The organism is Ornithinibacillus xuwenensis (assembly GCF_039614845.1).
Taxonomy (GTDB): domain Bacteria; phylum Bacillota; class Bacilli; order Bacillales; family Amphibacillaceae; genus Ornithinibacillus; species Ornithinibacillus xuwenensis.
Genome location: NZ_JBDIML010000007.1, coordinates 1 through 21,797 on the forward strand (window position 1 = coordinate 1; position 21,797 = coordinate 21,797).

Sequence of the window (21,797 nt, forward strand, 5' to 3'; positions counted from 1 at the left end):
CGTAAATTATTGTGTGGTTACTTTAATTTTATCAAAAGGTGTCCTTTTTGTGTGCAAAAAAAGTGGTATTCACCGGTTTTGGTGAACACCACTTTTTATTTTACTGGGGTTTTGTCCCAGCCTCTTTGTGTTTGTTAAAATTATTCTTTTTTGTCGAAATCGTTTGTAGTATGATTAACTTATTATCTCAAAAAAATTTAAAAGGAGTGTTACCTATGAAATGCCAAAATTGCGGCCATGAAATGGGAGGCGGAAAATTCTGTACCAATTGTGGTACTCCATTAGAATCCACCCAACCAGCTGTTGAAAACACACAGCCAACGGCAACAGAAGAGACAGCTGCTGCTGAACCTGTAAACGAAACAAAAGTGGTTGAGAATCAACAACAGCCAGCTACACCACAGCAGGAGCAGCCAGCTCAAGTGAAGCAAAATGACTTCGCTGACCAGATTGCACGTGTATTTACAAACTTTGGTCACTTTTTCATGACCTTAATCAAACAACCAAGTGCAGCAAAGAAAGCAAATCACAACGATTTATTCTCTGCGATCATTACAATGGTTGCATTCGGATTGTTCTTTGCAATGAGCATGTTTATTCCAGTTGCAATTATCGCAAATGAAACTAGAATCTTCCCGGAACCGACATTCTTTGCTAATTTTATGGTGCCATTGCTATTATTCTTAATCCTAATTGCAGGTGTTGCTTCCCTTACTTTTGCCGGTACTAAACTTGCTAAGATGGACTATACTTATGCTGATGTTATCGGAAAATTTGGAGCGTATTTACTACCATTTACACTTGTCTATCTTGCTGGAACATTACTATTTGTCGGACAACTACCTACACTTCCAGGTATCCTACTTGGTATTGGGCTGACTGGATTGATGTTTGTAATTCCTGCACTCATTCTATTTGAAAGAAGTGCTACTGGATTTGACCGTATTTATATACTATTAGGACTTTATTTCATCGTTACTTTAGTAGTTGGAATCGTTACACAATCCATTATTGAATCATTAATTGAGGATATGATTGGCAGTCTTCCTTTTTTCCTTAGATAATGAAAAATCCTGCTTTTTTCCAAATGGAATAAAAGCAGGATTTTTTATTATCCAAAAAAGAAATCCAATACATTCATACCGGAGGAACTATGCTTATTATAAAACTCGGAATATCCACAGTTTTTACAGGAAACTACAATAAATTGATTATGCTGTATATCAAACATTTTGGATAAACCCGTTCCTGTCATCGCAACTTCTTTTTTTGCAGCATCCATGCTACCACATTTTATACAACCTTTATGTTCACTCACTCTTATCACTCTCCTTATTAATTATACGAATTAGAACAAGGAAAGTTTCAAACCAAAAAATGTGCACAATCATTACCAATGGAAATGCTGTGCACATAAAGATTAATCACGGTCTAATTGGTTCTCATATTTATTATGGTTCGGAGTAACGCCTGTAAACTTACCATGTTCATCCGCTGCTATAAATTCTTCAATATCCTCTGTACTTCCAACATTCTCATCGCTATTAGGATACATCTCATCATAATTATCTTGATCACCATAAAAATCCGATGCTGTTTCGGACGTACCGTAGCGACTTAGTTCTTGCCATGTATCCTCTGCATCATAGCCAACCTGCTCCTCATCTGTAACTTCATCTGGATTAATATTTGGACTGAACACTTCCTCTTCAACAGTACGTTCACGTTCAAATGTCGTGTTACTAGCATGGTTTACACATCGGTCAGTAGTTGGAATCGCTTGTAATCGTTCAAATGGTATATCCGCACCACATTCCGTGCAAATTCCATACGTACCCTCTTCAATCGCGTGTAGGGCTGAATTAATATCCTCAAGCTCCTTTTCAGCATGCTCATTCAAAGCTATATCTTTCTCACGCTCAAATAACTCCGTTCCCATATCAGCTGGGTGATTATCATAATTAGACAATTCACCCATGGATTCCTTTACTAACTCAAAGGACTTTCCAAAATGATCTTGAACCTGTTCTATTAATTCATGTTGTCTAGCTAATAGTCCTTGCTTACACTGATTCAGTTGTTCGTTCGATACCATGTATTAGCCTCCTTAAGAAAACCAATCATCTATTATTACTCTGAAAAAGGTTGCTAATAATACTATGTGTAAAAGCACTATAATGATTCTTTATTTCCGTTCAAGTAGCATGTCAATATGTGGAATGCCATCCTCTAAATAGGGCTCTGACTGCTGACAAAAGCCTAAGGAACTGTAGAATTCATTTAAATATGTTTGTGCCTGAATCTTAATTTGATTTACATGCCAATTCTTCCATATATAATCAATCGCTTTAAGCATAATCGTCCGCGCATAGCCATTTCCCCGAAAATCTTTTACAACTAATACTCGTCCAATTGATGCTGCCTTTTCATACTTCAATCCTTCTGGAAGCAGTCTTACATTTGCAGCTATCTCATCATTTATTGTTAAATAATAGTGAATGGAAGCTTGATCAAGATCATCCAATTCATGGTAGGGACAATTTTGTTCAACGACAAATACATCTACTCTCGCCTTCAACAAGGCATACATATCTTGCGGTAGTAGCTCATTAAATTTTTTCACATGCCATTCCATCTGTATTCACTCCTATAAAGGGTTTTCTATATGTAGTGTCGAAAAATATTATAAAGTAAATTTGTATAAAGGAGCGCATCATATGCTTACAAAAGAATCAAAAATCGGATTTATTGGTACAGGGGTCATGGGAAGTAGTATGGCTTCCAACCTAATTCAAGCTGGATATCCAGTTGTAGTATTTACGCGTACAAAAGAAAAAGCACAAACCTTAATCAAGCAAGGAGCAACATGGAAGGATTCCGTTGCAGAATTAGCACAGGAGTCAGATGTTATTATAACGATAGTAGGCTATCCAGACGATGTTGAAGAAGTCTACCTAGGTCGAAATGGAATAATTGCAAACGCAAAGCCAGGCTCTTATCTAATTGATATGACTACTTCTAAGCCATCACTTGCAGTTGAAATTTATCTTCAAGCGAAAGAAAAAGGTATGTTTGCGCTTGATGCTCCTGTATCTGGTGGGGACATTGGTGCCCGAAGTGGAAAGCTTGCCATTATGGTCGGAGGCGAGCAAGAAGCATTCGATAACGTCTTACCAATATTTGAAGTAATGGGACAGAATATCATTCTACAAGGGAAGGCTGGTGCAGGCCAGCACACGAAATTAAGCAATCAAATTGCAATTGCAACAAATATGATAGGCGTTTGTGAAGCAATTGTATACGCTAAAAAGGCAGGGCTTGACCCATCACGGGTTCTGGACAGCATTACTACAGGTGCTGCAGGAAGCTTTTCATTATCCAAGCTCGCACCTAGAATGATTCAAGGTGATTTTGCGCCAGGATTCTATGTGAAGCATTTTATTAAAGATATGACGATTGCAATTGAATCCGCTGCAGAATTAGGGCTATCCACTCCAGGACTTTCCCTTTCATTAAAGCTCTATAAGGAGCTCGAAGAAAAAGGGGAAGCTGACAGTGGGACCCAAGCATTAATTAAGCTATTTGATCAAACAAATTAAGCCTCTCTTTTATCAATTTCACGTTGAACAATAAAGGCTAGATCATCGTTCCCAAAAAGCTGTAATACATGCAGTACTGTATGATCAGGAATTTCTTCTGATTCCTTTTTGGGAACGGTTAATTCCATAGCTTCTACTAAAGCCTGATTCTTTAGCTGGTTCGGATAGGCTTCGCTGTACAACTGTTCTGGGTCTAAATCGTTATTAATACACCACTGCCCAAAAATCAAAATCATCATTTTCTCATCCTGTTGATAGCTTTTAATAACTTGTTCTTCCATTGCTTTTCTATCCATATTATTCACCTAATTTCTGATATATAGATACCCACATAAAGGTGAGTGCTTGCTTAAGTGTTATTGGGAGTTGTTGGTAATGCTCCGCTTTGACACCCTCTTTATAGACACCAAATCCATTTAAGGCAACGAAATCCATTTCCTTGGCCAGTTTATCAAATTCCCAGGGCATCATGGAATTACTAATGGTCTTCTCACCATACACTCTCCGATAGCCATTATTTCTTGGTCCAGCAGTAGGTCCAAGAATACCAGTACAAAGGAATCCCCCAGGCTTTAGAACCCTGCGGAGTTCTTTCAATGCTAACGCAGGTATCTCTGTCCATTCTAATACATTAATACATAAAATAGCATCAAAAGAATTGGACTGAAAAGGTAAATTTCCAATATCCGCTTGAAAAAAAGGAATATCGAATAGCCGCTCTTTTGCTTTTGTAATCATCTCTACAGAAAGATCAGCTCCAACCGCTTTATATCCCAATTCGTTTAGCTTATATGTACCATACCCATCTCCACAGCCAACATCTAAAACACGATTTCCTGTTTCGACGAAATCATTAAAAAACGGAATAATATCTTTTCTACTTCCGTGATCCCACATATTTTTACTCCGTTCACTCCAGAACATCGCGCGATTATCCCATTGATTCTTCGCTTCTTTCGACCAATTAAACGTATCCATTTATTCACCTCCAGTTGACATATCACGAAAGTTAATCATATAAAAAGGCTTATCTCAGATGAGATAAGCCCTGTGGTTTACATTATTATAGTTTTGTAACGTTAGCTGCTTGTGGTCCACGGTTACCTTCAACGATTTCAAATTCAACATCTTGACCTTCTTCAAGAGTTTTGAAACCTTCAGTTTGAATAGCTGAGAAGTGTACGAATACGTCGTCTCCGTCTTCACGCTCGATGAAACCGAAACCTTTTTCTGCGTTAAACCATTTTACTTTACCAGTCATTTATATGACCTCCTTATCTCAAATAGCTTGCAAAGTATAATTGAATCATTAATACTTTTACACCTACTCTGATAAAGAGAACGTAAAGTATTACAAACTTCAATTTCCTTTTGCTATTATTAACTTTACCTTTTTGAAGAAAAAAAATCAAGTAAATCAAAACTTTTTAGGAAAAAATCCTCATAACTTTTACAATTATAAAGCTCTAGGCTTGAACAAGGTTTCTACCGATTATGGGGTATTGATTTTTTATTGGAGTTTTGTTAGACTATTCTCTTGCAAGATTATAAAAAGTATCTATCCACTACCAGCATTTATATCTTGCAAATATGAATGAATAGGTGGTAATAAAAATGGAAAAGAAAGATTATCGAGTATTATTGTACTACAAGTATGTAGAGATTGATGATCCTGAAGTCTTTGCTAAAGAGCACTTGCAAAAATGTAAGGAAATGGATTTAAAGGGTAGAATACTCGTAGCCAAAGAAGGCATTAACGGAACTGTTTCCGGCACCATTGAAAGCACGAATAAGTACATGGAAATGATGCATAACGATCCTCGTTTTGCTGACTTAACATTTAAAGTGGATAACCATGATGGTCATGCCTTTAAAAAAATGCATGTGCGACCTCGTAAAGAGTTGGTTACACTTCGTTTGGATGGCGAAGAAAATATTGATCCAAAAGAACTTACTGGTGAATTTTTAAATCCTAAAGAGTGGTATGAAGCGATGCAACGTGATGATGTTGTTATTTTCGATACCCGTAATGACTATGAATATGAGCTCGGACATTTCCGAGGCGCACTTAATCCAGATATTGATAATTTCCGTGATCTACCAGAATGGGTACGTCAAAACAAACATTTGATTGAAGGTAAAAAGATCCTCATGTATTGTACAGGCGGTATTCGTTGTGAGAAATTCACTGGTTGGATGATAAAGGAAGGTTTCGAGGATGTAGCACAATTACACGGTGGTATTGTTACGTATGGGAAAGATCCAGAGGTTCAAGGTGAGCTATGGGACGGACAATGCTATGTATTCGATGAGCGTATCGCTGTTCCGATTAACCAAAAGGAACATGTTGTTGTTGGTAAAGACTACTTCGATGGCAAAGATTGTGAGCGTTACGTTAATTGTGCAAACCCTGAATGTAATAAACAAATACTCTGCTCAGAAGAAAATGAGCATAAATATATGCGTGGATGCACACACGAATGTCGTGTAAGCCCACGAAATCTATATGTTGAAGAGCATAGCCTATCTCCTGAAGAGGTTCAGCATAGATTGGATATTATTGCTGAAGAAGAAAAAGTAGCTCAAAACGCATAAGTTACAAAGACGGCCATTTGATACCTATACATCAAATAGCCGTCTTTTTTATCTATTTATATAGTAAATGGACAACTTTCCTTAATTAACCACAGGTACATTATAGTTTATATTTTTTTATATCTCTGCTATTCTTCTATAAAAAGGGAGGTATTCCGATTGAGTATTTATGAATATTCAGCAGAAACCATTCAAGGAGAGCACAAAAGCATGGAAGCATATAAAGGGAACGTGCTCCTAATTGTGAATACTGCAAGTGAATGCGGATTTTCACCTCAATTCGATGGTCTTCAAGAGCTATATGAGACATATCAACATGATGGATTTGAAGTGTTAGGATTTCCATGCAATCAGTTTGGAAATCAAGATCCAGGTTCAAATGATGAAATTGCAAGCTTTTGCAAGAAGAATTACGGTGTTACCTTTCAAATGTTTCAAAAAATTGATGTAAAAGGCTCTAATGCCCACCCACTGTTTCGCTATCTAACAACTGAAGCGAAGGGGTTTCTAACAAAAGAAATCAAATGGAATTTTACAAAGTTCTTAATCGATCAGGAAGGTAATGTTGTGAAACGGTATGCTCCACAAACTGCCCCAGAAAATATAAAAGCAGATATAGAAAGCTTACTTACAAAAACAAAAACTCGATGAGTATCACCTCATCGAGTTCTTTTGTTACAATACTTTTGCTAGGAAGTCCTCTGCACGCTTTGTTTGAGGATGTAAAAAAAAGGTTTGTGGTTCTCCTTCCTCAATTAACGTTCCATCATCCATAAACAGAATCCGATCTGCCACTTCCTTGGCAAAATTCATTTCATGCGTGACAACGATCATTGTCATTCCGGTATGAGCTAGGTCCTTCATGACATCCAGTACCTCCTTTACCATCTCCGGATCAAGCGCTGAAGTAGGCTCATCAAATAGCATGATCTCAGGATCCATTGCCAATGCTCTTGCAATTGCTACCCGCTGTTTTTGTCCCCCTGACAATCGGTTCGGATAAGAGTCGATTTTATCCGTTAATCCTACCTTAGCGAGAAGTTCGCTCGCTATTTTTTCAGCCAATTCCTTTTTCACTTTTTTTACTTTAATAGGAGCATACATTACATTTTCCAAAACTGTCATATGAGGAAAGAGATGAAAGTGCTGAAATACCATCCCAATATTTTTCCTTATCTCAAGCTTATTTATTTTGGGATTTGTAATCTCTTTATCCTTTACCCAAATATAACCACTTGATGGCTCCTCCAATAAATTCAAACAACGTAAAAAGGTCGATTTCCCAGAACCTGAAGGACCAATTACAGCGACAACTTCTCCTTTATTAATTGTTGTTGTAATGTTCTTTAAGACTGTGTTTTCTCCAAAAACCTTCGTTAACTCCATTGTTTTAATCACTTTGTCGCATCCTCCGTTCAACCCAGCTACCTATATTGGTTAGAATAAAAATCATTAACCAATAAATGACACCTGCAACCAATAATGGTTCAAAATTCCGATATAACTGTGCACCTACAATTTCCGCTCTTCGCATTAAATCCATATAGCCAATGGTAGAGACTAGCGCCGATTCTTTCGTTAGGGTGATAAATTCATTCATTAAAGCTGGCAAAATATTTTTTAGTGCTTGTGGTAGAATGATGTTCAACATCATGGGCCTATAAGGAACTCCTAATGCGTCCGCTGCCTCAACTTGTCCTTTATCTACAGCAAGAATACCTGCACGAATGATTTCCGACACGTATGCTCCAGAATTTAAGCCAAATGCTAGCACAGCGCTTAGAAACACCTCGATATCATAGCCTGTTAACTGTGGGACTGCATAGTGAATGATCATTAATTGCAGAATAAGTGGTGTTCCCCGAAAAATTGATGTATACACATCTGCTGGCCATTTTAATAGTCGTTTATTGCTAATTTTGAAAAGAGCTAACACTGTGCCTAGTACTAACCCTAAGATAATAGATACACTTACAAATTTTAATGTCGCTCCAATTCCTTCTAATATAAAAGGAATAGAAGGCACGATTTGGCTAAAGTCCAAATTCACGCCTTCTCACCTCACCTTCTAGTTGTACAAATTATTCAATTTCTGATAGCCATTCTTCTTTTAATTTCTCCATTGTTCCGTCCTCTTCAAATTTCGCTAAAGCTGCATTTACCTCTTCTACAATCTCGCTATATTTGGGAAATGCAATTGCCATGCCTGGTGAGCTGGTTGTTGGATCATCAAAACCAACAAAGCCTTGCGAGTCAATGTAGCCAGTAGCAACTGTCTTATCCATATAAGCAACATCAATTCGGTTAGAGTTTAATTCTTGAATTAATATACTTGCATCATCTACTTTTTTAACTTCAAACCCATACTCCGCTGCTAGTGCTTCAGCGCCTTCCTCTTGTATCGTTCCAAGTTGAACACCAACAACCTTGCCAGATAAATCTTCTATATCCTTTATTTCATCATCCGGTTTGGAAATAAACATCTCGCCTGAACGATGGTATTCTGTTGAGAAATTAACATTCTTCTGTCTATCCTCTGTTGCACTCATACCAGCTAAGACCATATCCACACGGTTAGCTTGTAATGCTCCAATTAAACCATCAAAGTCCATATCCTCTATTTGTAATTCGTAGCCTAATTCATCTGCAATCGCCTGTGCCAATTCAACATCAAAGCCAATAAAACTCCCATCTGTATCATAGGATTCAAACGGTGGAAAATCCGCCGATGTAGCCATTTTTAGAATCGTTTTATCCTTAGCTGTATCACTTTCTCCTGAGGAGCTTTCCTTTTGTGCACCACAAGCAGCTAGCAAACTAATAAAAAAGAAACATATAAATCCAGTTATGATTGTTTTTTTCATTGTATTCTCTCCCTTATATTCATAAATAAATACTAATATTTATACATTATCTTGCATCATAACACTTGTCGATTTTTGGAGCAGCCCCTCGTATTCTTGCTAATTTCACTTTACGGGAATATGCTCCGACGATTTTTTACTTATTCTGAAACTCTGCTTGGATTGCTTGAAACAAGTAATGATCTGATAATATATCATAGCCCGTATAAGCCAGCGCTAAAGCACCTGCTAGAAGCGCTTCATAACCATCCTTCGTAATCGTTTGATTTGCAAACTCTTTCGTATGAGCAATCAACCCGGGCTTGTTTAATCCTATGTAAGGATGTATCGCGGGAACGACTTGACTAACATTACCCATATCTATTGATCCATAGGAATTCTTAGCTGGATATACCGGTAGTTTACTAGTTTGTTCCAGATTCTTTGTAAATGCGTCAGACAACGTGTTATTCGTAATCATATCATCATAGCTCAATTCATAATTCGTCATTTCCAATGATGCACCTGTCATTAAGGAAGCACCTTCTGCGATATTCTTCACCCGCATCACCACTTCATCCAAATAGGAACGTTGCTTTGCTCGAATATAAAATTGACCTACCGCAAAGTCGGGTACAACATTCGCTGCCTTTCCACCCTCTGAAATAACGCCATGAATTCGGACATCAGATGGTAGGTGTTCACGCAGTGCATTAATCCCATTAAACAGCTGAATGACACTATCTAAGGCATTAATTCCTTTTTCAGGAGAAGCAGCAGCATGAGACGCTTTTCCTGTATATGCAAATTGTATAGCGTCCATTGCCAGGGAATCACCACTAACATAAGACTGATCACTTGGGTGTAGAATCATGGCAACATCAATATCGTCAAATATTCCTTGTTCACACATTGGAACCTTTGCACCATTGGTCTCTTCAGCAGGTGTCCCCAATACGACGACACTTCCACCAATCTCATCGACAATGTTTCGAAGAGCAATACCCGCTCCGGCACTCATCGTTCCAATTAAGTTATGTCCACAGCCATGGCCAACCCCAGGTAAAGCATCATATTCAGCTAAGTAAGCTATTTTCGGACCTGGTTTTTCACTACGATACTCTGCCTTAAAAGCAGTGGGACGATCTACAATTCCTAATTCCACTTTAAATTCATGCTTCTCGAGCAAATGAACCAATAGTTTCATAGATTCAAATTCCTGATCACCTAGCTCAGGATTTTCATATAATTTGTTACAAATCTCCCATAGCTCTTTTTCCACTTCAGTTAACTGTTTTTTTACTAATTCTTTCATGTTTGCATTCACCTTTTATGTATATTTATTAATTCATATGTATATTTATAACAACATTTTTATAAAAATACAATACTTTTTTCATAAAATTTAATAAAAATATTACGCTTAAAAGGATTATTGTGTTACGATAGTCCCGAATTTCATAATAGTATCTACAGGTAGATAGATGAATACAAGTAATCATCATCATTCAAGAAAGGAGGAAGAACGTGCATTTTTTTATTAAGATAGGACTTCACTTAATCAAAATGAGAAACCTTACACTTCTATTCTTCACGGTATTCTTTGTACTGCTTTGTACAATGGTGATTTATTTTATTGAACCGGATACATTTGGTGATTTATTTAATTCATTTTATTTTGTGATGACAACCTTTACCACCGTAGGCTATGGTGACTACTCACCAGTAACACTAGCTGGAAAATTATTTACCATATTTATGTATTTAGTAGGAATTGGTCTTTTAAGTATCGTTATTGGGAAAGTAATTGATGCACTGACAATCTTCAGAAGGAAAAAGGAGGAAGGAAAATTGACGTATAAAAAAGAGAATCACATCATCATTATTGGCTGGAGTACAAAAGCGAAATCTGCAATAGACGAGATACTTAAGTCGAATACCGATATTGAGGTTGTCGTGATTGATACACTTCCTAAATCTCCTGTTGATATTAGTATTGAACGAGTTCATTATATTCAAGGAGAATCCACTGAAGAAACCACCTTCCATAATGCCAATATCGCTAATGCCAAGTCTGTTATTATCTTTGCAGACGATTCCATTCAGGATCTTTCATTACGGGATGCCAAGACATTAACGGTAGCTATTATTGTGGAACGACTTGCACCTTCTGTACATACAACAGTTGAAATATTGATGGAAGAGCATATCTCTAATTTCTCACATGTAAAAGTGGATGAGTTTATTCTATCTCAAGAAACAATTTCTAACTTAGCAGTTCGTGCAGCCATGTATAAAGGAGTTAGCCAAATATACGCACAGTTATTAAGTAGACAGCACGGGGAAGACTTATACCAAATAGAGAAGAAAGCCAATTGGATCACGTATAAAGATGCTTTTGATGACCTGTTAAATCATGGTGCAACATTAATTGCAGACCGAAAGCATTTAGATATTAATAGACGTTTAAACGATCCTATACCAGATGATGCAGAGCTATACGTCATTTGTAATAATGAAACATATCAACATATTAAATAAAAAAACGAGCTTGGGAACATACACCAAGCTCGTTTTTCTGTAACCTTAGTAGGCTTTTGCCCAAAACACCAATTCTTTTGCCTCTTTTCCACAGCATACACAAGTATCGGACACTTTTTCATCTGAATTTGGGATACAACGTGAAGTTGCCGTCGTATCTTCTTTAATTTTCTCTTCACAAGCTAAATCACCACACCACATCGCTTTAATGAATCCACCTTTTTCATCAATCGTTTGTTTGAATTCATCCATATTCGTTGCAACTGTAGTCATTTCATTTCGATGTGAAAGAGCACTTTGATAAAGATTTTGATGAATTTCTTCAAGCAATAAAGGTAATCGGTCGGTTAATTCGCTTAATGCTACAAATTCTTTTTCCCCTGTATCACGACGAACTAGTACGACTTGCTCATTCTCAATATCTTTCGGTCCCATTTCAATTCGAACTGGAATACCTTTCATTTCATATTCATTGAACTTCCAGCCAGGCATCTTATCACTTGCATCAATATCAACTCGAACAATTTCTTTTAGCTTATCTCGAAGCTCATAAGCTTTATCTAATACACCTTCTTTATGCTGCGCAATTGGGACAATCATTGCTTGTGTTGGTGCAATTCGTGGTGGGACCACTAACCCGCGATTATCACCATGAACCATGATTAACGCACCCATAATACGTGTTGATAATCCCCAAGATGTTTGATGTGCAAATTGACTCTTACCATTTTCATCTAAATACGTAATATTAAATGCTTCTGCAAAGCCTGATCCGAAATGATGGGATGTACCAGATTGAAGTGCTTTTCCATCATGCATTAATGCCTCTATCGTTAAGGTGTATTTCGCACCAGCAAATTTCTCTTTATCCGTTTTACGACCACGAATAACTGGAATTGCTAAATAGTTTTCTACTAAATCCGCATATACTTCAAGCATTCTGTCAGTTTCTTTTGAAGCATCTTCATCTGTTGCATGGGCAGTATGACCCTCTTGCCAATGGAATTCAGATGAACGTAGGAATGGACGAGTTGTTTTCTCCCAACGAACAACATTTCCCCATTGATTATAAAGCTTCGGAAGGTCACGATAAGAGTGTATGTTTTTTGCATAATAATCACAGAATAACACTTCAGAGGTTGGTCTTACCGCAATTTTTTCTACTAATTCTTCGTCTCCCCCATGGGTTACCCAAGCTACTTCCGGTGCGAACCCTTCTACATGATCCTTTTCCTTTTGAAGAAGGCTTTCCGGAATAAATAAAGGAAATGCAACATTTGAGTGACCAGTTGCCTTAATCATACGATCTAGTTCGTCTTTAATATTCTCCCAAATCGCATATCCATAAGGTTTAATAATCATAGTTCCTCTTACCTGACCATATTCAACTAACTCTGCTTGCTTTACCACATCGGTATACCACTGTGCAAAGTCTTCTTCCATTGCAGTTATTTTTTCCACGAACTGCTTATTTTTTTTGCCCATTAATAGCACCTCTTTATCTAATTTTTTTGAGAACAACAAAAAACCTCCATCCTTAAAAGGGACCGAGGATTGGTGGTACCACCCTTGTTTACAACTTACACCTTACTTGTAAGTAGTACACTTGACTTGATAACGGTCAAGGACCGCGCACATCTTCAAGGTTCAAAACCATCCGAAGGCGAACTCCAAGGCAGGTTCCAATTTACGTCTATGGAAATTCTCACCAACCATTTCCTCTCTGAGTTAGACAGCCTAAATTGTACTAATCCTTATCAACGTTTCCATATTTAAGTTTAAATATATAGTTGGAGCAACGGAAAGTCAAGCAGATTCCTGTATTGCGCAAAATAGCTTGATACGATTCAACCTAGTAGACTATTTCTTAATGTCGTATACATCCATTTCTTCAGCAACTTCAGTCTGAAGCTGATTTAACGTACGATTGTCATGTCTCCTGATGGGCGGTATTTCATTTACAATAAAGCCATGGAGAAATGGTTCACAGCAAGTAATAAAGAAAGAAGACAACAAAGAAAGTGTTATTAACGGAAGATCATATCCAACTAATAAATAACTAATAATAAGAACAAGAATAAAGCTCAATCCAAAATCTGCAATCGTCGCTTTCACATTTCCAGCCATTCTCAGAATTAGTAAGTCACCAATTACATAAGAAACAATAGTAGTCAGAATACTGATCACGGATATTTCAACCAAATTCATATCATGAAACACACCAAAAAAAAGCTAAGATAGTAAAGAATACTGCAAGGAATTTAACCCCTACTATTTTCAAATGGTTCATCATATAACTCTCCTACCTCTTCCTATTAGTAGTCCTATCTTCCCCAAAATTCAAGACATTATTTACACGATAAACTAGGAGATGATGAAACAAATAACTTCAAATGCACGTATATAAAACAGGAGGGATGATATGAGTAGAATCATTTATTTTAACGACAACTTTTTCTCGAGTGGAAGAACCGTTATTTACAATACAGATAAAGAAAAGATTGGGGAACTCGATCTAAAAAGTGCTTTTTCTACAAGTGTGGATATCCTAGATGTTGACGGTAATCTTACGTTAAGGGGCTTTTTTCCGTTTCTTTCAAATAAATGGAGCATAGTGGATGTAAATGAAGTATCAAAGGGGATATTAAAAACTCGTTTCGCTCTTTTCAAAAAGCTGTTTGAATATGTGACCCGGAATGGTGAGGGTTATCTGATAGAATCAGAGGCTTTTTCAAAACAGTTTACCGTCACCGACTCAAACAAACGTTTAATTTGTGAATTCAGGAGAGTTGATGGTTTCTTTCAATCGCCTGCATATCGATTAACAAACTATAGTGATATTGTGCCTGCGATGGAATGGGTTGCTGTAGTGATGGGGGTTCATGCAATTCAAAAGAGGAGAAATAATTCAGCAGCAGCTAATAGTCATTAATAGCTGCTGCCTTCAGATTAAAAAATAATAGTAATCACAAAGAGGATAATCATAACGATTTGAACAAATATTTTCGCAAATGTCCCACTTAAAAAGCCTAGTAACGACCCAATCGAGGCCTTAAAGGCTTCTTGGAAGGTTCTCTTCTGTAGCACTTCAATTACTAGAACAGCAATGAACGGAATAACAATTATTCCAAAAGGTGGAATAATAAACGAGCCAATAATTACTGCGATGGCAGCGCCACGTTCTCCCCACTTGCTACCGCCAAATTTCCTTACAAAATAGCTGTTGGCTAATATATCAGCGACGAATAACACAATCGTGAAGACAATCATAATGGTCCAGAAAATAAAGCCTAGCTCATCACCATTTATCCCAAACTGATATAATAAAAACCCAACCCAAATTAACACTACCGATGGGATAATTGGGTATATAACTCCTACAAAGCTTAGAATGAATAGCGCGACAATAATTACCCAGATTATAATATCTACCATAAGAACCTCCATATACTGCTCTATCTTATTTTATTGTTTCAGAAACATACTCGACAGCTTTCGCTCCTCTTTGCTCATAATACGTTTCACGTTCTCCAAATGTTTCATAATACTTAAGAATGAGAGTAACAAAACAATCATTGTCGGTTCTATTCCAAAATAGTAATAGGTTAATGCTACAAGTATTCCGTACTTCCATCCTAAGAGAATGGTTGTATTGGATGCCTCAGCATTTAACACCTGATTTCTTAATATCTATTTTCTTATATTTTCCAACCAATTGATATCCATGTAGACAACCAAACAGATAACCAATTAACATACTAATAAGGATATACATAGCATCGCCCCATTTTTTAGATGTTACCTATATGCTATTATAAGCGATGGATTCGGCATATATTTATTTGATTAATCGATGGGAATAAAAGGAGATTGGCATGAAAAGATATCGAGGTACCATCATCACTATAATTCTGTTTGGACTAGTGCTATTATTTATTTTTTTATTTATTTACCAATACTTTGGCTACAATAAGTACATCTATTACGGCAAAGATGCACCAATCATAACGGAATTACATCCAATTGTATCTGCAAAAAGTAAGGAGCTTGTTGAAAAAGCTAATCAAAAGAATATCTCAATGGTTATTACAGAGTCTTTTCGCTCAACGGAAAGACAAGACAAGCTCTATGCACAAGGACGAAAAACAGAAGGGAATATTGTTACGCATGCCCAAGGTGGTGAATCCTACCACAATTATGGGTTAGCCATTGATTTTGCTTTAGAGGATGAGGAAGGGAATTATATATGGGATACAGCATATGACGGTAACGGTAATCATATCGCTGACTGGGATGAGATTGTCATTATTGCAAAAGAATTGGGTTTTGAATGGGGTGGTGATTGGAGAAGCTTTAAAGATTACCCTCACCTACAGATGACATTTGGTTTATCCATTAAACAGCTTCAACGAGGACTTCGACCGAAAACAGAAATAGCAGAATAACAACTAGTAACGCTAGACATAATCACAGTTTTCTAGTAAGATAAAAATATCTCGAATTCGAGATATTTTAAAGGAGGCTATATTATGAAATTAAAAGGAATTCATCATGTCTCTGCAATCACAGCAAATGCTAAAAAGAATTATGAATTTTATACAAAGATATTAGGTATGAGACTTGTCAAAAAATCCATAAACCAAGACGACCCTTCGGTTTATCATTTATTTTATGCGGATGAAGTTGGTCATCCCGGCACTGACCTCACCTTTTTTGAAATACCGAATGCTGGCAACACCTATCCTGGTAATCATAGTATCTCCGGTACATCCTTGCGTGTACCGAATGATATATCACTTGACTATTGGATCAATCGTTTTGATAAATTCAAGGTTAGTCATGACGGGATAACAACAGAAAATGGTAGAAAGGTTATCCATTTCCGTGATCATGAAAACCAACGCCTTACCATTGTTTCAGATGAAAATAATCATGGGGTTTCTGGAGGCAAGCCTTGGAAGCACAGTAATGCGTCTCTGACTCATGGCATTATCGGTCTTGGCCCAGTAAAATTAACTGTTCCAGATTCAGAACCAACTATTGCTATTCTTACGGAAGTATTATCATTCAAACAGGTTGGCAGTTACCCTTCCCCAATCGATGGACAAGAAGATATCTTAGTATTTTCTACTGGAGAAGGCGGAACCGGTGCTGAAATTCACCTAGAAACACGAAATGATTTGCCAAGAGAAAAACCTGGTAGAGGAAGTGTTCATCACGTTGCGTTTCGTGTGGATAACGATGAAGAACTAGAGAAATGGCGCGAACGCTTAATGGAGGCACGTTTACCTAATTCGGGTGTCGTTGATCGTTACTACTTTAAGGCGTTATATTTCCGTGAACCAAATCGAATTTTATTCGAGCTATCTACAGATGGCCCAGGCTTTGCTACTGATGAAGACACGGAACACTTAGGTGAATCGCTTGCACTACCACCTTTCTTCGAGGACCAACGAGAGGAAATTGAAGCAAATTTAAAACCACTCGAAACAAAAAGATCGCATTCATAATGCGATCTTTTTGTTTACTCTCCAGGAAATAATATATTATTTTGATGCCTTGCCTTCTCCAGACACTTTGCAACTTGAGCACTGCGCATCATCCATTTCTCAAAACTTGCACGATCGTTCGTCTTAACCATTTCACTAAAAGCCTGTATTTCATAAACCATATCTAGTTCTTCTTGTGGACCTGCTAATTCAGTCACTTCTTTCTGTTTACGAGTTGTTAAGGTCATATTGGTGATAGGAGCAATATGATTGATTGTTAATACCCCATCCTCACCTTGTATTTCAGCAGTGAGCTTAGAATCCGTTATTTTTGAGATTAATATTGTAACGGTAAACTCATCATATCGTAATACTAGTGTTCCGTTACCATCAACTCCATTTGGCAGTAACAATGGAATATAATCGAGATCATTAGGATTGCCAAATAAATCTATCGTCATGCTTAATGGATAAACTCCTAAATCCATTAAAACACCACCTGCAAAATCCTTGGAAAACACATTTGGAATGCTTCCATCCTTAAATTGATCGTATCTCGATGAATACTGTAAATATGGGAATAGTACACTTCGAATCTTACCAACCTCTTTTAGGCTAGCTTGTAGTTTTCGATAGTTGGGAGAATATAAATGACGATATCCCTCAAATACAAATACATTCTTTTCATTTGCTGCTCTATAGATTTCCTGAACTTGAAATTCTGTAAAAGCCATTGGCTTCTCACAAAACACATGCTTATGATGGTCAATGCATTTCATGACATGTTCAAAATGAAGATTATTCGGAGAGGCAATATATATGAAATCGGAATCATCCGCTAACATCTCATCAAGATTTGTGTATCCTTTCACAGCTCCATTTTTAGCTGCAAAGGCCCTTGCTGATTCTTCTCTTCTAGAATAGATCGATAATAACTCTGCCTCTTTAGATTTTTTTGCAGCATTTATAAACATTTCCGTGATCCAGCTAGTTCCAATTACTGAGTACTTCAACATTATTACTCCCTTCTGTCATTCTCGTTGCTTTGATTTTCTTCTTCCTGAGGTGGAAGTGGGTCAATTGTATGTTTATAAGCATATCCTTTCGAGGTTGTCAGAACGGATAATACAAGAACCCCAATCACTATGACAATACCTATTATGATAAACCATATCATATGTATTTCTCCTTTATAGATAACTTTTTAGCTTGTAACTATTTTAACATTCAAAAGTAGTAATGTAAGAAAAAAACAAAATAACTTGTCAAAATATAAGGATTTTGTAGGATTTGCAACAATATACTAGCATCTTTTTGAATACATGAGCTTTTGTAGCTTGAACCGCTTATATAATAGTTAATTTATAATTATCTAAAAATACTGCGTTTGTATCCAATTAATTAAATCGATACCATTTAACTATAACTGTTTACAGGTACAATTTCTTTAAGCGCTTAAGAGATTGAGAGATACATATTATTAGAATTCTAATTGCTACCAAACAGTTTCACAGAAGGTTTAATCATACACAAGATAAATAAGTGTATTGAAAATAATAGGAGGTCTAACAATTTTATGAAGAAGTTATTACTAGCTTCGGTCTTATGCTTAACCATAATTTTAGCTGCTTGTGGGTCTGATGAAACAAGTGGAGATAGTGATGAAGGCAAACTTGCCAAGCTTAAAGAGGAAGGTAAAGTAACCATTGGATTTGCTAACGAAAAGCCTTATGCATATGAAGAAGACGGCGAATTAAAAGGTGCAGCAGTAGATATTGCAAAGGCTGTATTTGCTGAACTGGGCGTTGAGGAAATGGATTCTGAGTTACTAGAATTCGGTCAGTTAATTTCTGGGTTAAATGCAGGGCAATTTGATGTTATAACTGCTGGAATGGCTATAAAGCCTGACCGTTGTGAAAACGTAGCATTTGGTGATCCTGAAATGAAGTATGGGGAAGGACTAGTTGTCCAAAGCGGTAATCCTCTTAGTCTAGAAAGCTATGAAGATATTGCCAACAATCCAGATGCTGTTGTAGCAGTTATGACTGGTGCTACAGAAAACGACTTTCTAGTTGATGCGGGCGTAGATCCCGATCAAATTCTGTCCGTACCAGATATCCCTGCTTCCATCGCAGCGGTACAATCCGGTCGTGCGGATGCAACAACTGGCACAGAGATGACCATTAAAGGCGCTATGGCTTCAGCAAACTCAGATGATTTAGAGTTTGTTGAGACATTTGAGCAACCAGACGTTGAAGGAGTTCCAAGCTATGGTGCAGCTGCTTTCAATCTTGAAGATGAAGAGCTTGTTCAAGCATACAATGAAGTTCTTGCCGAATTAAAAGAAGATGGAACAGTAGCTGAATTATTAGAGAAAAATGGCTTCAGCGCACAAATGAACGTGGTGCCAGATGAAATTACAACTGAAAAAGTATGTAATGGTGAATTATAAGTCAGCTTTTTAGTGGAAACACAAAACAAGACTCCATAGGGTTCACCCCAGTTAGGGGGTCTAACCCTATGGTTTTTTTAAGGAGTGATTACGATTAATGCAGTATTAGAAGTATTTCCCGTACTAATGAAAGGTATTAACATTACCATTACTGTTCTAATTTTATCAGCAATATTTAGCTATCTATTCGCATTTATTGCTGGGCTTTGCCGACTTTCAAATAATCTAATAGTTCGTGGATTAACTGGATTTTATGTAGAAGTTTTCCGTGGAACTTCTTTAATCGTACAACTATTTTGGCTTTATTATGCTATTCCAATGCTGTTTGATTTAAATATCGATAATAGATTATTTGCGGGTGTATTAGCAATTTCATTAAACTATGGAGCATATATGTCTGAAATTGTACGTGGTTCCATTCTAGCAGTTGATAGAGGGCAAACGGAAGCTTCCATTGCCTTAAATCTATCTCGCTTCAAGCGAATGCGACTCATCATTTTTCCACAAGCATTACGAATGATGCTCCCTGAATTTGGAAACTACACAATCCAAATGCTAAAGGCAACATCACTCGTCTCATTAATTGGTATGACCGATATCCTTTATCATGGTAATATCCTAAGAAGTACAGACTTATCGGCCGCACCTACCGTTTATCTACTCTTACTAGTATTCTACTTTATTATGGCTTTACCATTAATCTACCTAACACGAAAAGGTGAGGAAATATCGAAGAGAGGGGTGGCTAACTCATGAATTGGAAATGGGATATGTTCTTTGAAGCCTTCCCTATTATCTTAGAGGGTATTGGTGTTACAATAGGATTAACATTTGCCTGTTATCTTTTTGCATTATTATTTGGATTTGTTTGGACACTATTAAGAAGAATTAAATTTAAACCTGTTAATTGGCTCGTCACCTGGATTATGGAGTTCATTCGTTCTACTCCTCCACTTGTTCAGCTGTTTTTTATTTTTTATGCGTGGCCAATGGTTCCCGGGATCGGCGTAACCTTGTCACCATTTACAAGTGCAATTTTAGGCCTCGGGATACACTTCAGTACCTATATTGGAGAAGTATATCGCTCAGGGATCGAAGGCGTAGAAAAAGGTCAGTGGGAAGCATCAACAGCCTTGAATTTTTCAACAACACAAAAATGGACAAAAATCATTCTCCCACAAGCAATTCCTCCTACTATTCCAATGTTAGGGAACTATTTAATTATCATGTTTAAAGAAGTACCACTTGCTTCTACAATTGGTGTAGTCGGAATCCTAAGCTTGGCGGAGACCTACGGTGCAAATAATTTCCGTTATCTAGAAGCTTATACAATCGTTGCAATTATTTTCTTAGTGCTAAGCTATCCTTCGGCAATTTTAATAAATAAATTAGAAAAGAAAATGAACCGCCGCTTTCATAAAAAAGCAGCGCTTCAAGAAAGTAAAGGAGCGGTAATCTAATGACTGAATCTGTAAAAGAAAAATCACATCAGCATCAAACGAATCATGACACGAAACCAATTGTTGAATACAACAATGTGCATAAGTCCTTTGGTGATGTGAATGTTCTAAATGGGATAAATTTAGATATTATGCCAGGTGAGAAAGTAGCATTGATTGGTCCGAGTGGCTCCGGAAAAACCACCATCATTCGGATGCTTATGACACTTGAACAGCCTACATCTGGAGAGATTATTGTAGATGGTCAGAACCTCTGGCACATGGAGAAGAACGGGAAGCTAGTTCCTGCTAATGAAAAGCATTTACGTGAAGTACGTGGAAATATCGGAATGGTCTTTCAGCATTTCAATTTATTTCCGCATATGACGATTCTACAAAACTGTATGACTGCACCAATTCACGTGCAAAAGGAAGATAAAGAAAGTGCAAAAAAACGTTCTATTGAAATGCTTGAAAAGGTTGGCTTAGGTGATAAAATAGATAACTATCCAAGTCAACTATCTGGTGGTCAAAAGCAACGTGTTGCTATGGCCCGTGCATTAGTTATGCGTCCAAAAATTATGTTATTCGATGAGGTTACTTCTGCACTTGACCCTGAATTAGTAGGAGAAGTGTTAGAAGTGATTCGCGACATAGCAAGGGAAGGCGAAATGGCAATGGTTCTTGTCACACACGAAATGGACTTTGCCCTTGATATCGCTGACCGTGTCATATTCTTAGATAATGGTGTAATTGCCGAACAAGGTAGCCCGACGGAGGTTCTTGAGAAATCAGACAATGAGCGGTTACAGCAATTCCTCCATCGTTTTAGAAATTAA

The 21,797-nt window shown here is 37.2% G+C and carries 27 protein-coding genes, 1 pseudogene and 1 other annotated feature; of the genes and pseudogenes, 12 read left to right on the plus strand and 16 right to left on the minus strand.

The features are described 5' to 3' along the window. Nucleotides 1-215 precede the first annotated feature (215 nt). Nucleotides 216-1,064, plus strand: coding sequence for a zinc ribbon domain-containing protein (locus ABC228_RS16305; RefSeq protein ID WP_345826246.1), 849 nt, complete (start codon nt 216-218; stop codon nt 1,062-1,064). Nucleotides 1,065-1,111: 47 nt separating this feature from the next. Here the strand turns inward: ABC228_RS16305 and ABC228_RS16310 are convergent, their stop codons facing one another. The 3 genes from ABC228_RS16310 to ABC228_RS16320 all read right to left on the minus strand — a co-directional run bounded on the left by ABC228_RS16310 (nt 1,112) and on the right by ABC228_RS16320 (nt 2,635). Continuing rightward, entirely contained in the window at nt 1,112-1,318 is a 207-nt protein-coding gene (locus ABC228_RS16310; protein ID WP_345826247.1) for a zinc ribbon domain-containing protein, read from the minus strand. A gap of 102 nt (nt 1,319-1,420) precedes the next feature. Continuing rightward, nucleotides 1,421-2,095: a TraR/DksA C4-type zinc finger protein gene (locus ABC228_RS16315; RefSeq protein ID WP_345826248.1), complete on the minus strand. Its 675-nt coding sequence runs from the start codon at nt 2,093-2,095 to the stop codon at nt 1,421-1,423. A gap of 90 nt (nt 2,096-2,185) precedes the next feature. Next, complete coding sequence (locus tag ABC228_RS16320) at nt 2,186-2,635, minus strand: GNAT family N-acetyltransferase (protein ID WP_345826249.1); 450 nt, start codon at nt 2,633-2,635, stop codon at nt 2,186-2,188. 82 nt (nt 2,636-2,717) lie between these two features. Between ABC228_RS16320 and ABC228_RS16325 the strand changes: the two genes are divergently transcribed. Further along, complete coding sequence (locus tag ABC228_RS16325) at nt 2,718-3,599, plus strand: NAD(P)-dependent oxidoreductase (protein ID WP_345826250.1); 882 nt, start codon at nt 2,718-2,720, stop codon at nt 3,597-3,599. Here the strand turns inward: ABC228_RS16325 and ABC228_RS16330 are convergent. The 3 genes from ABC228_RS16330 to ABC228_RS16340 form a co-directional block, all read right to left on the minus strand. Beyond that, nucleotides 3,596-3,895: a hypothetical protein gene (locus ABC228_RS16330; protein WP_345826251.1), complete on the minus strand. Its 300-nt coding sequence runs from the start codon at nt 3,893-3,895 to the stop codon at nt 3,596-3,598. The two genes, ABC228_RS16325 and ABC228_RS16330, sit on opposite strands and share 4 nt — an antisense overlap. Before the next feature lies 1 nt (nt 3,896). Next, a complete protein-coding gene (locus ABC228_RS16335; RefSeq protein ID WP_345826252.1) occupies nt 3,897-4,577 on the minus strand; it encodes a class I SAM-dependent methyltransferase in 681 nt (226 codons plus the stop codon). A gap of 85 nt (nt 4,578-4,662) precedes the next feature. Next, nucleotides 4,663-4,860, minus strand: a complete 198-nt coding sequence (locus tag ABC228_RS16340; RefSeq protein WP_345826253.1) for a cold shock domain-containing protein — start codon at nt 4,858-4,860, stop codon at nt 4,663-4,665. Between the two features lie 353 nt (nt 4,861-5,213). Here ABC228_RS16340 and trhO point away from each other — a divergent pair, with 353 nt between their 5' ends. After that, entirely contained in the window at nt 5,214-6,194 is a 981-nt protein-coding gene (gene trhO, locus ABC228_RS16345) for an oxygen-dependent tRNA uridine(34) hydroxylase TrhO (RefSeq protein WP_345826254.1), read from the plus strand. Between the two features lie 159 nt (nt 6,195-6,353). Then, a complete protein-coding gene (locus ABC228_RS16350; protein WP_345826255.1) occupies nt 6,354-6,845 on the plus strand; it encodes a glutathione peroxidase in 492 nt (163 codons plus the stop codon). Between the two features lie 24 nt (nt 6,846-6,869). Here the strand turns inward: ABC228_RS16350 and ABC228_RS16355 are convergent, their stop codons facing one another. The 4 genes from ABC228_RS16355 to ABC228_RS16370 form a co-directional block, all read right to left on the minus strand. Continuing rightward, nucleotides 6,870-7,592: an amino acid ABC transporter ATP-binding protein gene (locus ABC228_RS16355; protein WP_345826256.1), complete on the minus strand. Its 723-nt coding sequence runs from the start codon at nt 7,590-7,592 to the stop codon at nt 6,870-6,872. Then, complete coding sequence (locus tag ABC228_RS16360) at nt 7,585-8,244, minus strand: amino acid ABC transporter permease (RefSeq protein WP_345826257.1); 660 nt, start codon at nt 8,242-8,244, stop codon at nt 7,585-7,587. The genes ABC228_RS16355 and ABC228_RS16360 overlap by 8 nt, the downstream gene beginning before the upstream one ends. Before the next feature lie 31 nt (nt 8,245-8,275). Next, nucleotides 8,276-9,058, minus strand: a complete 783-nt coding sequence (locus ABC228_RS16365; protein WP_345826258.1) for a substrate-binding periplasmic protein — start codon at nt 9,056-9,058, stop codon at nt 8,276-8,278. A gap of 136 nt (nt 9,059-9,194) precedes the next feature. Continuing rightward, nucleotides 9,195-10,352 (minus strand): M20 family metallopeptidase, encoded by a 1,158-nt coding sequence (locus ABC228_RS16370; RefSeq protein ID WP_345826259.1) that lies wholly within the window; start codon nt 10,350-10,352, stop codon nt 9,195-9,197. 212 nt (nt 10,353-10,564) lie between these two features. On the opposite strand from ABC228_RS16370, the gene ABC228_RS16375 reads away from it, so the two are divergent. Then, complete coding sequence (locus ABC228_RS16375; protein WP_345826260.1) at nt 10,565-11,578, plus strand: potassium channel family protein; 1,014 nt, start codon at nt 10,565-10,567, stop codon at nt 11,576-11,578. A 45-nt stretch (nt 11,579-11,623) separates the two neighbouring features. On the opposite strand, the gene proS is transcribed toward ABC228_RS16375, so the two are convergent. Together proS and ABC228_RS16385 are read right to left on the minus strand one after the other, a co-directional pair. Further along, the gene (gene proS, locus ABC228_RS16380) at nt 11,624-13,063 is read right to left on the minus strand and encodes a proline--tRNA ligase (protein WP_345826358.1); all 1,440 of its coding nucleotides are present in this window, start codon (nt 13,061-13,063) and stop codon (nt 11,624-11,626) included. Nucleotides 13,064-13,117: 54 nt separating this feature from the next. Then, nucleotides 13,118-13,348, minus strand: a binding site (T-box leader). Between the two features lie 90 nt (nt 13,349-13,438). Further along, nucleotides 13,439-13,798, minus strand: coding sequence for a DUF2512 family protein (locus ABC228_RS16385; protein WP_345826261.1), 360 nt, complete (start codon nt 13,796-13,798; stop codon nt 13,439-13,441). Between the two features lie 202 nt (nt 13,799-14,000). Here ABC228_RS16385 and ABC228_RS16390 point away from each other — a divergent pair, with 202 nt between their 5' ends. Next, the gene (locus tag ABC228_RS16390; protein WP_345826262.1) at nt 14,001-14,510 is read left to right on the plus strand and encodes an LURP-one-related/scramblase family protein; all 510 of its coding nucleotides are present in this window, start codon (nt 14,001-14,003) and stop codon (nt 14,508-14,510) included. A 17-nt stretch (nt 14,511-14,527) separates the two neighbouring features. On the opposite strand, the gene ABC228_RS16395 is transcribed toward ABC228_RS16390, so the two are convergent. Continuing rightward, nucleotides 14,528-15,013, minus strand: a complete 486-nt coding sequence (locus ABC228_RS16395) for a DUF456 domain-containing protein (protein ID WP_345826263.1) — start codon at nt 15,011-15,013, stop codon at nt 14,528-14,530. Nucleotides 15,014-15,043: 30 nt separating this feature from the next. Then, nucleotides 15,044-15,353: pseudogene (locus tag ABC228_RS16400) on the minus strand (glycerol-3-phosphate acyltransferase). Nucleotides 15,354-15,453: 100 nt separating this feature from the next. On the opposite strand from ABC228_RS16400, the gene ABC228_RS16405 reads away from it, so the two are divergent. Together ABC228_RS16405 and ABC228_RS16410 are read left to right on the plus strand one after the other, a co-directional pair. Next, nucleotides 15,454-16,023 (plus strand): M15 family metallopeptidase, encoded by a 570-nt coding sequence (locus ABC228_RS16405; RefSeq protein ID WP_345826264.1) that lies wholly within the window; start codon nt 15,454-15,456, stop codon nt 16,021-16,023. A gap of 84 nt (nt 16,024-16,107) precedes the next feature. Further along, nucleotides 16,108-17,088, plus strand: a complete 981-nt coding sequence (locus tag ABC228_RS16410; RefSeq protein ID WP_345826265.1) for a ring-cleaving dioxygenase — start codon at nt 16,108-16,110, stop codon at nt 17,086-17,088. A gap of 14 nt (nt 17,089-17,102) precedes the next feature. On the opposite strand, the gene ABC228_RS16415 is transcribed toward ABC228_RS16410, so the two are convergent. Both ABC228_RS16415 and ytzI read right to left on the minus strand, forming a co-directional pair. After that, on the minus strand, nt 17,103-18,083 hold the full coding sequence (locus ABC228_RS16415) for a Gfo/Idh/MocA family protein (RefSeq protein ID WP_345826266.1): 981 nt from the start codon (nt 18,081-18,083) through the stop codon (nt 17,103-17,105). 2 nt (nt 18,084-18,085) lie between these two features. Beyond that, entirely contained in the window at nt 18,086-18,244 is a 159-nt protein-coding gene (gene ytzI / locus ABC228_RS16420; protein ID WP_345826267.1) for a YtzI protein, read from the minus strand. A 399-nt stretch (nt 18,245-18,643) separates the two neighbouring features. On the opposite strand from ytzI, the gene ehuB reads away from it, so the two are divergent. The 4 genes from ehuB (at nt 18,644) to ehuA (ending at nt 21,797) form a co-directional block, all read left to right on the plus strand. After that, on the plus strand, nt 18,644-19,519 hold the full coding sequence (gene ehuB, locus ABC228_RS16425; protein ID WP_345826268.1) for an ectoine/hydroxyectoine ABC transporter substrate-binding protein EhuB: 876 nt from the start codon (nt 18,644-18,646) through the stop codon (nt 19,517-19,519). 126 nt (nt 19,520-19,645) lie between these two features. After that, nucleotides 19,646-20,275, plus strand: a complete 630-nt coding sequence (locus tag ABC228_RS16430) for an amino acid ABC transporter permease (RefSeq protein ID WP_345826359.1) — start codon at nt 19,646-19,648, stop codon at nt 20,273-20,275. Next, nucleotides 20,272-20,979, plus strand: coding sequence for an ectoine/hydroxyectoine ABC transporter permease subunit EhuD (gene ehuD, locus ABC228_RS16435; RefSeq protein ID WP_345826269.1), 708 nt, complete (start codon nt 20,272-20,274; stop codon nt 20,977-20,979). Before ABC228_RS16430 ends, ehuD begins: the two co-directional genes overlap by 4 nt. Then, a complete protein-coding gene (gene ehuA, locus ABC228_RS16440) occupies nt 20,979-21,797 on the plus strand; it encodes an ectoine/hydroxyectoine ABC transporter ATP-binding protein EhuA (RefSeq protein ID WP_345826270.1) in 819 nt (272 codons plus the stop codon). The genes ehuD and ehuA overlap by 1 nt, the downstream gene beginning before the upstream one ends.

Bases quoted from the DNA above. Each gene is read 5' to 3' on its own strand.
- ABC228_RS16305 (WP_345826246.1), top strand. From the start codon at position 216: ATGAAATGCCAAAATTGCGGCCATGAAATGGGAGGCGGAAAATTCTGT.
- ABC228_RS16315 (WP_345826248.1), bottom strand. From the start codon at position 2,095: ATGGTATCGAACGAACAACTGAATCAGTGTAAGCAAGGACTATTAGCT.
- ABC228_RS16320 (WP_345826249.1), bottom strand. From the start codon at position 2,635: ATGGAATGGCATGTGAAAAAATTTAATGAGCTACTACCGCAAGATATG.
- ABC228_RS16325 (WP_345826250.1), top strand. From the start codon at position 2,718: ATGCTTACAAAAGAATCAAAAATCGGATTTATTGGTACAGGGGTCATG.
- ABC228_RS16330 (WP_345826251.1), bottom strand. From the start codon at position 3,895: ATGGATAGAAAAGCAATGGAAGAACAAGTTATTAAAAGCTATCAACAG.
- ABC228_RS16335 (WP_345826252.1), bottom strand. From the start codon at position 4,577: ATGGATACGTTTAATTGGTCGAAAGAAGCGAAGAATCAATGGGATAAT.
- ABC228_RS16340 (WP_345826253.1), bottom strand. From the start codon at position 4,860: ATGACTGGTAAAGTAAAATGGTTTAACGCAGAAAAAGGTTTCGGTTTC.
- trhO (WP_345826254.1), top strand. From the start codon at position 5,214: ATGGAAAAGAAAGATTATCGAGTATTATTGTACTACAAGTATGTAGAG.
- ABC228_RS16365 (WP_345826258.1), bottom strand. From the start codon at position 9,058: ATGAAAAAAACAATCATAACTGGATTTATATGTTTCTTTTTTATTAGT.
- ABC228_RS16370 (WP_345826259.1), bottom strand. From the start codon at position 10,352: ATGAAAGAATTAGTAAAAAAACAGTTAACTGAAGTGGAAAAAGAGCTA.
- proS (WP_345826358.1), bottom strand. From the start codon at position 13,063: ATGGGCAAAAAAAATAAGCAGTTCGTGGAAAAAATAACTGCAATGGAA.
- ABC228_RS16390 (WP_345826262.1), top strand. From the start codon at position 14,001: ATGAGTAGAATCATTTATTTTAACGACAACTTTTTCTCGAGTGGAAGA.
- ABC228_RS16395 (WP_345826263.1), bottom strand. From the start codon at position 15,013: ATGGTAGATATTATAATCTGGGTAATTATTGTCGCGCTATTCATTCTA.
- ABC228_RS16405 (WP_345826264.1), top strand. From the start codon at position 15,454: ATGAAAAGATATCGAGGTACCATCATCACTATAATTCTGTTTGGACTA.
- ABC228_RS16410 (WP_345826265.1), top strand. From the start codon at position 16,108: ATGAAATTAAAAGGAATTCATCATGTCTCTGCAATCACAGCAAATGCT.
- ABC228_RS16415 (WP_345826266.1), bottom strand. From the start codon at position 18,083: ATGTTGAAGTACTCAGTAATTGGAACTAGCTGGATCACGGAAATGTTT.
- ytzI (WP_345826267.1), bottom strand. From the start codon at position 18,244: ATGATATGGTTTATCATAATAGGTATTGTCATAGTGATTGGGGTTCTT.
- ehuB (WP_345826268.1), top strand. From the start codon at position 18,644: ATGAAGAAGTTATTACTAGCTTCGGTCTTATGCTTAACCATAATTTTA.
- ABC228_RS16430 (WP_345826359.1), top strand. From the start codon at position 19,646: ATGAAAGGTATTAACATTACCATTACTGTTCTAATTTTATCAGCAATA.
- ehuD (WP_345826269.1), top strand. From the start codon at position 20,272: ATGAATTGGAAATGGGATATGTTCTTTGAAGCCTTCCCTATTATCTTA.
- ehuA (WP_345826270.1), top strand. From the start codon at position 20,979: ATGACTGAATCTGTAAAAGAAAAATCACATCAGCATCAAACGAATCAT.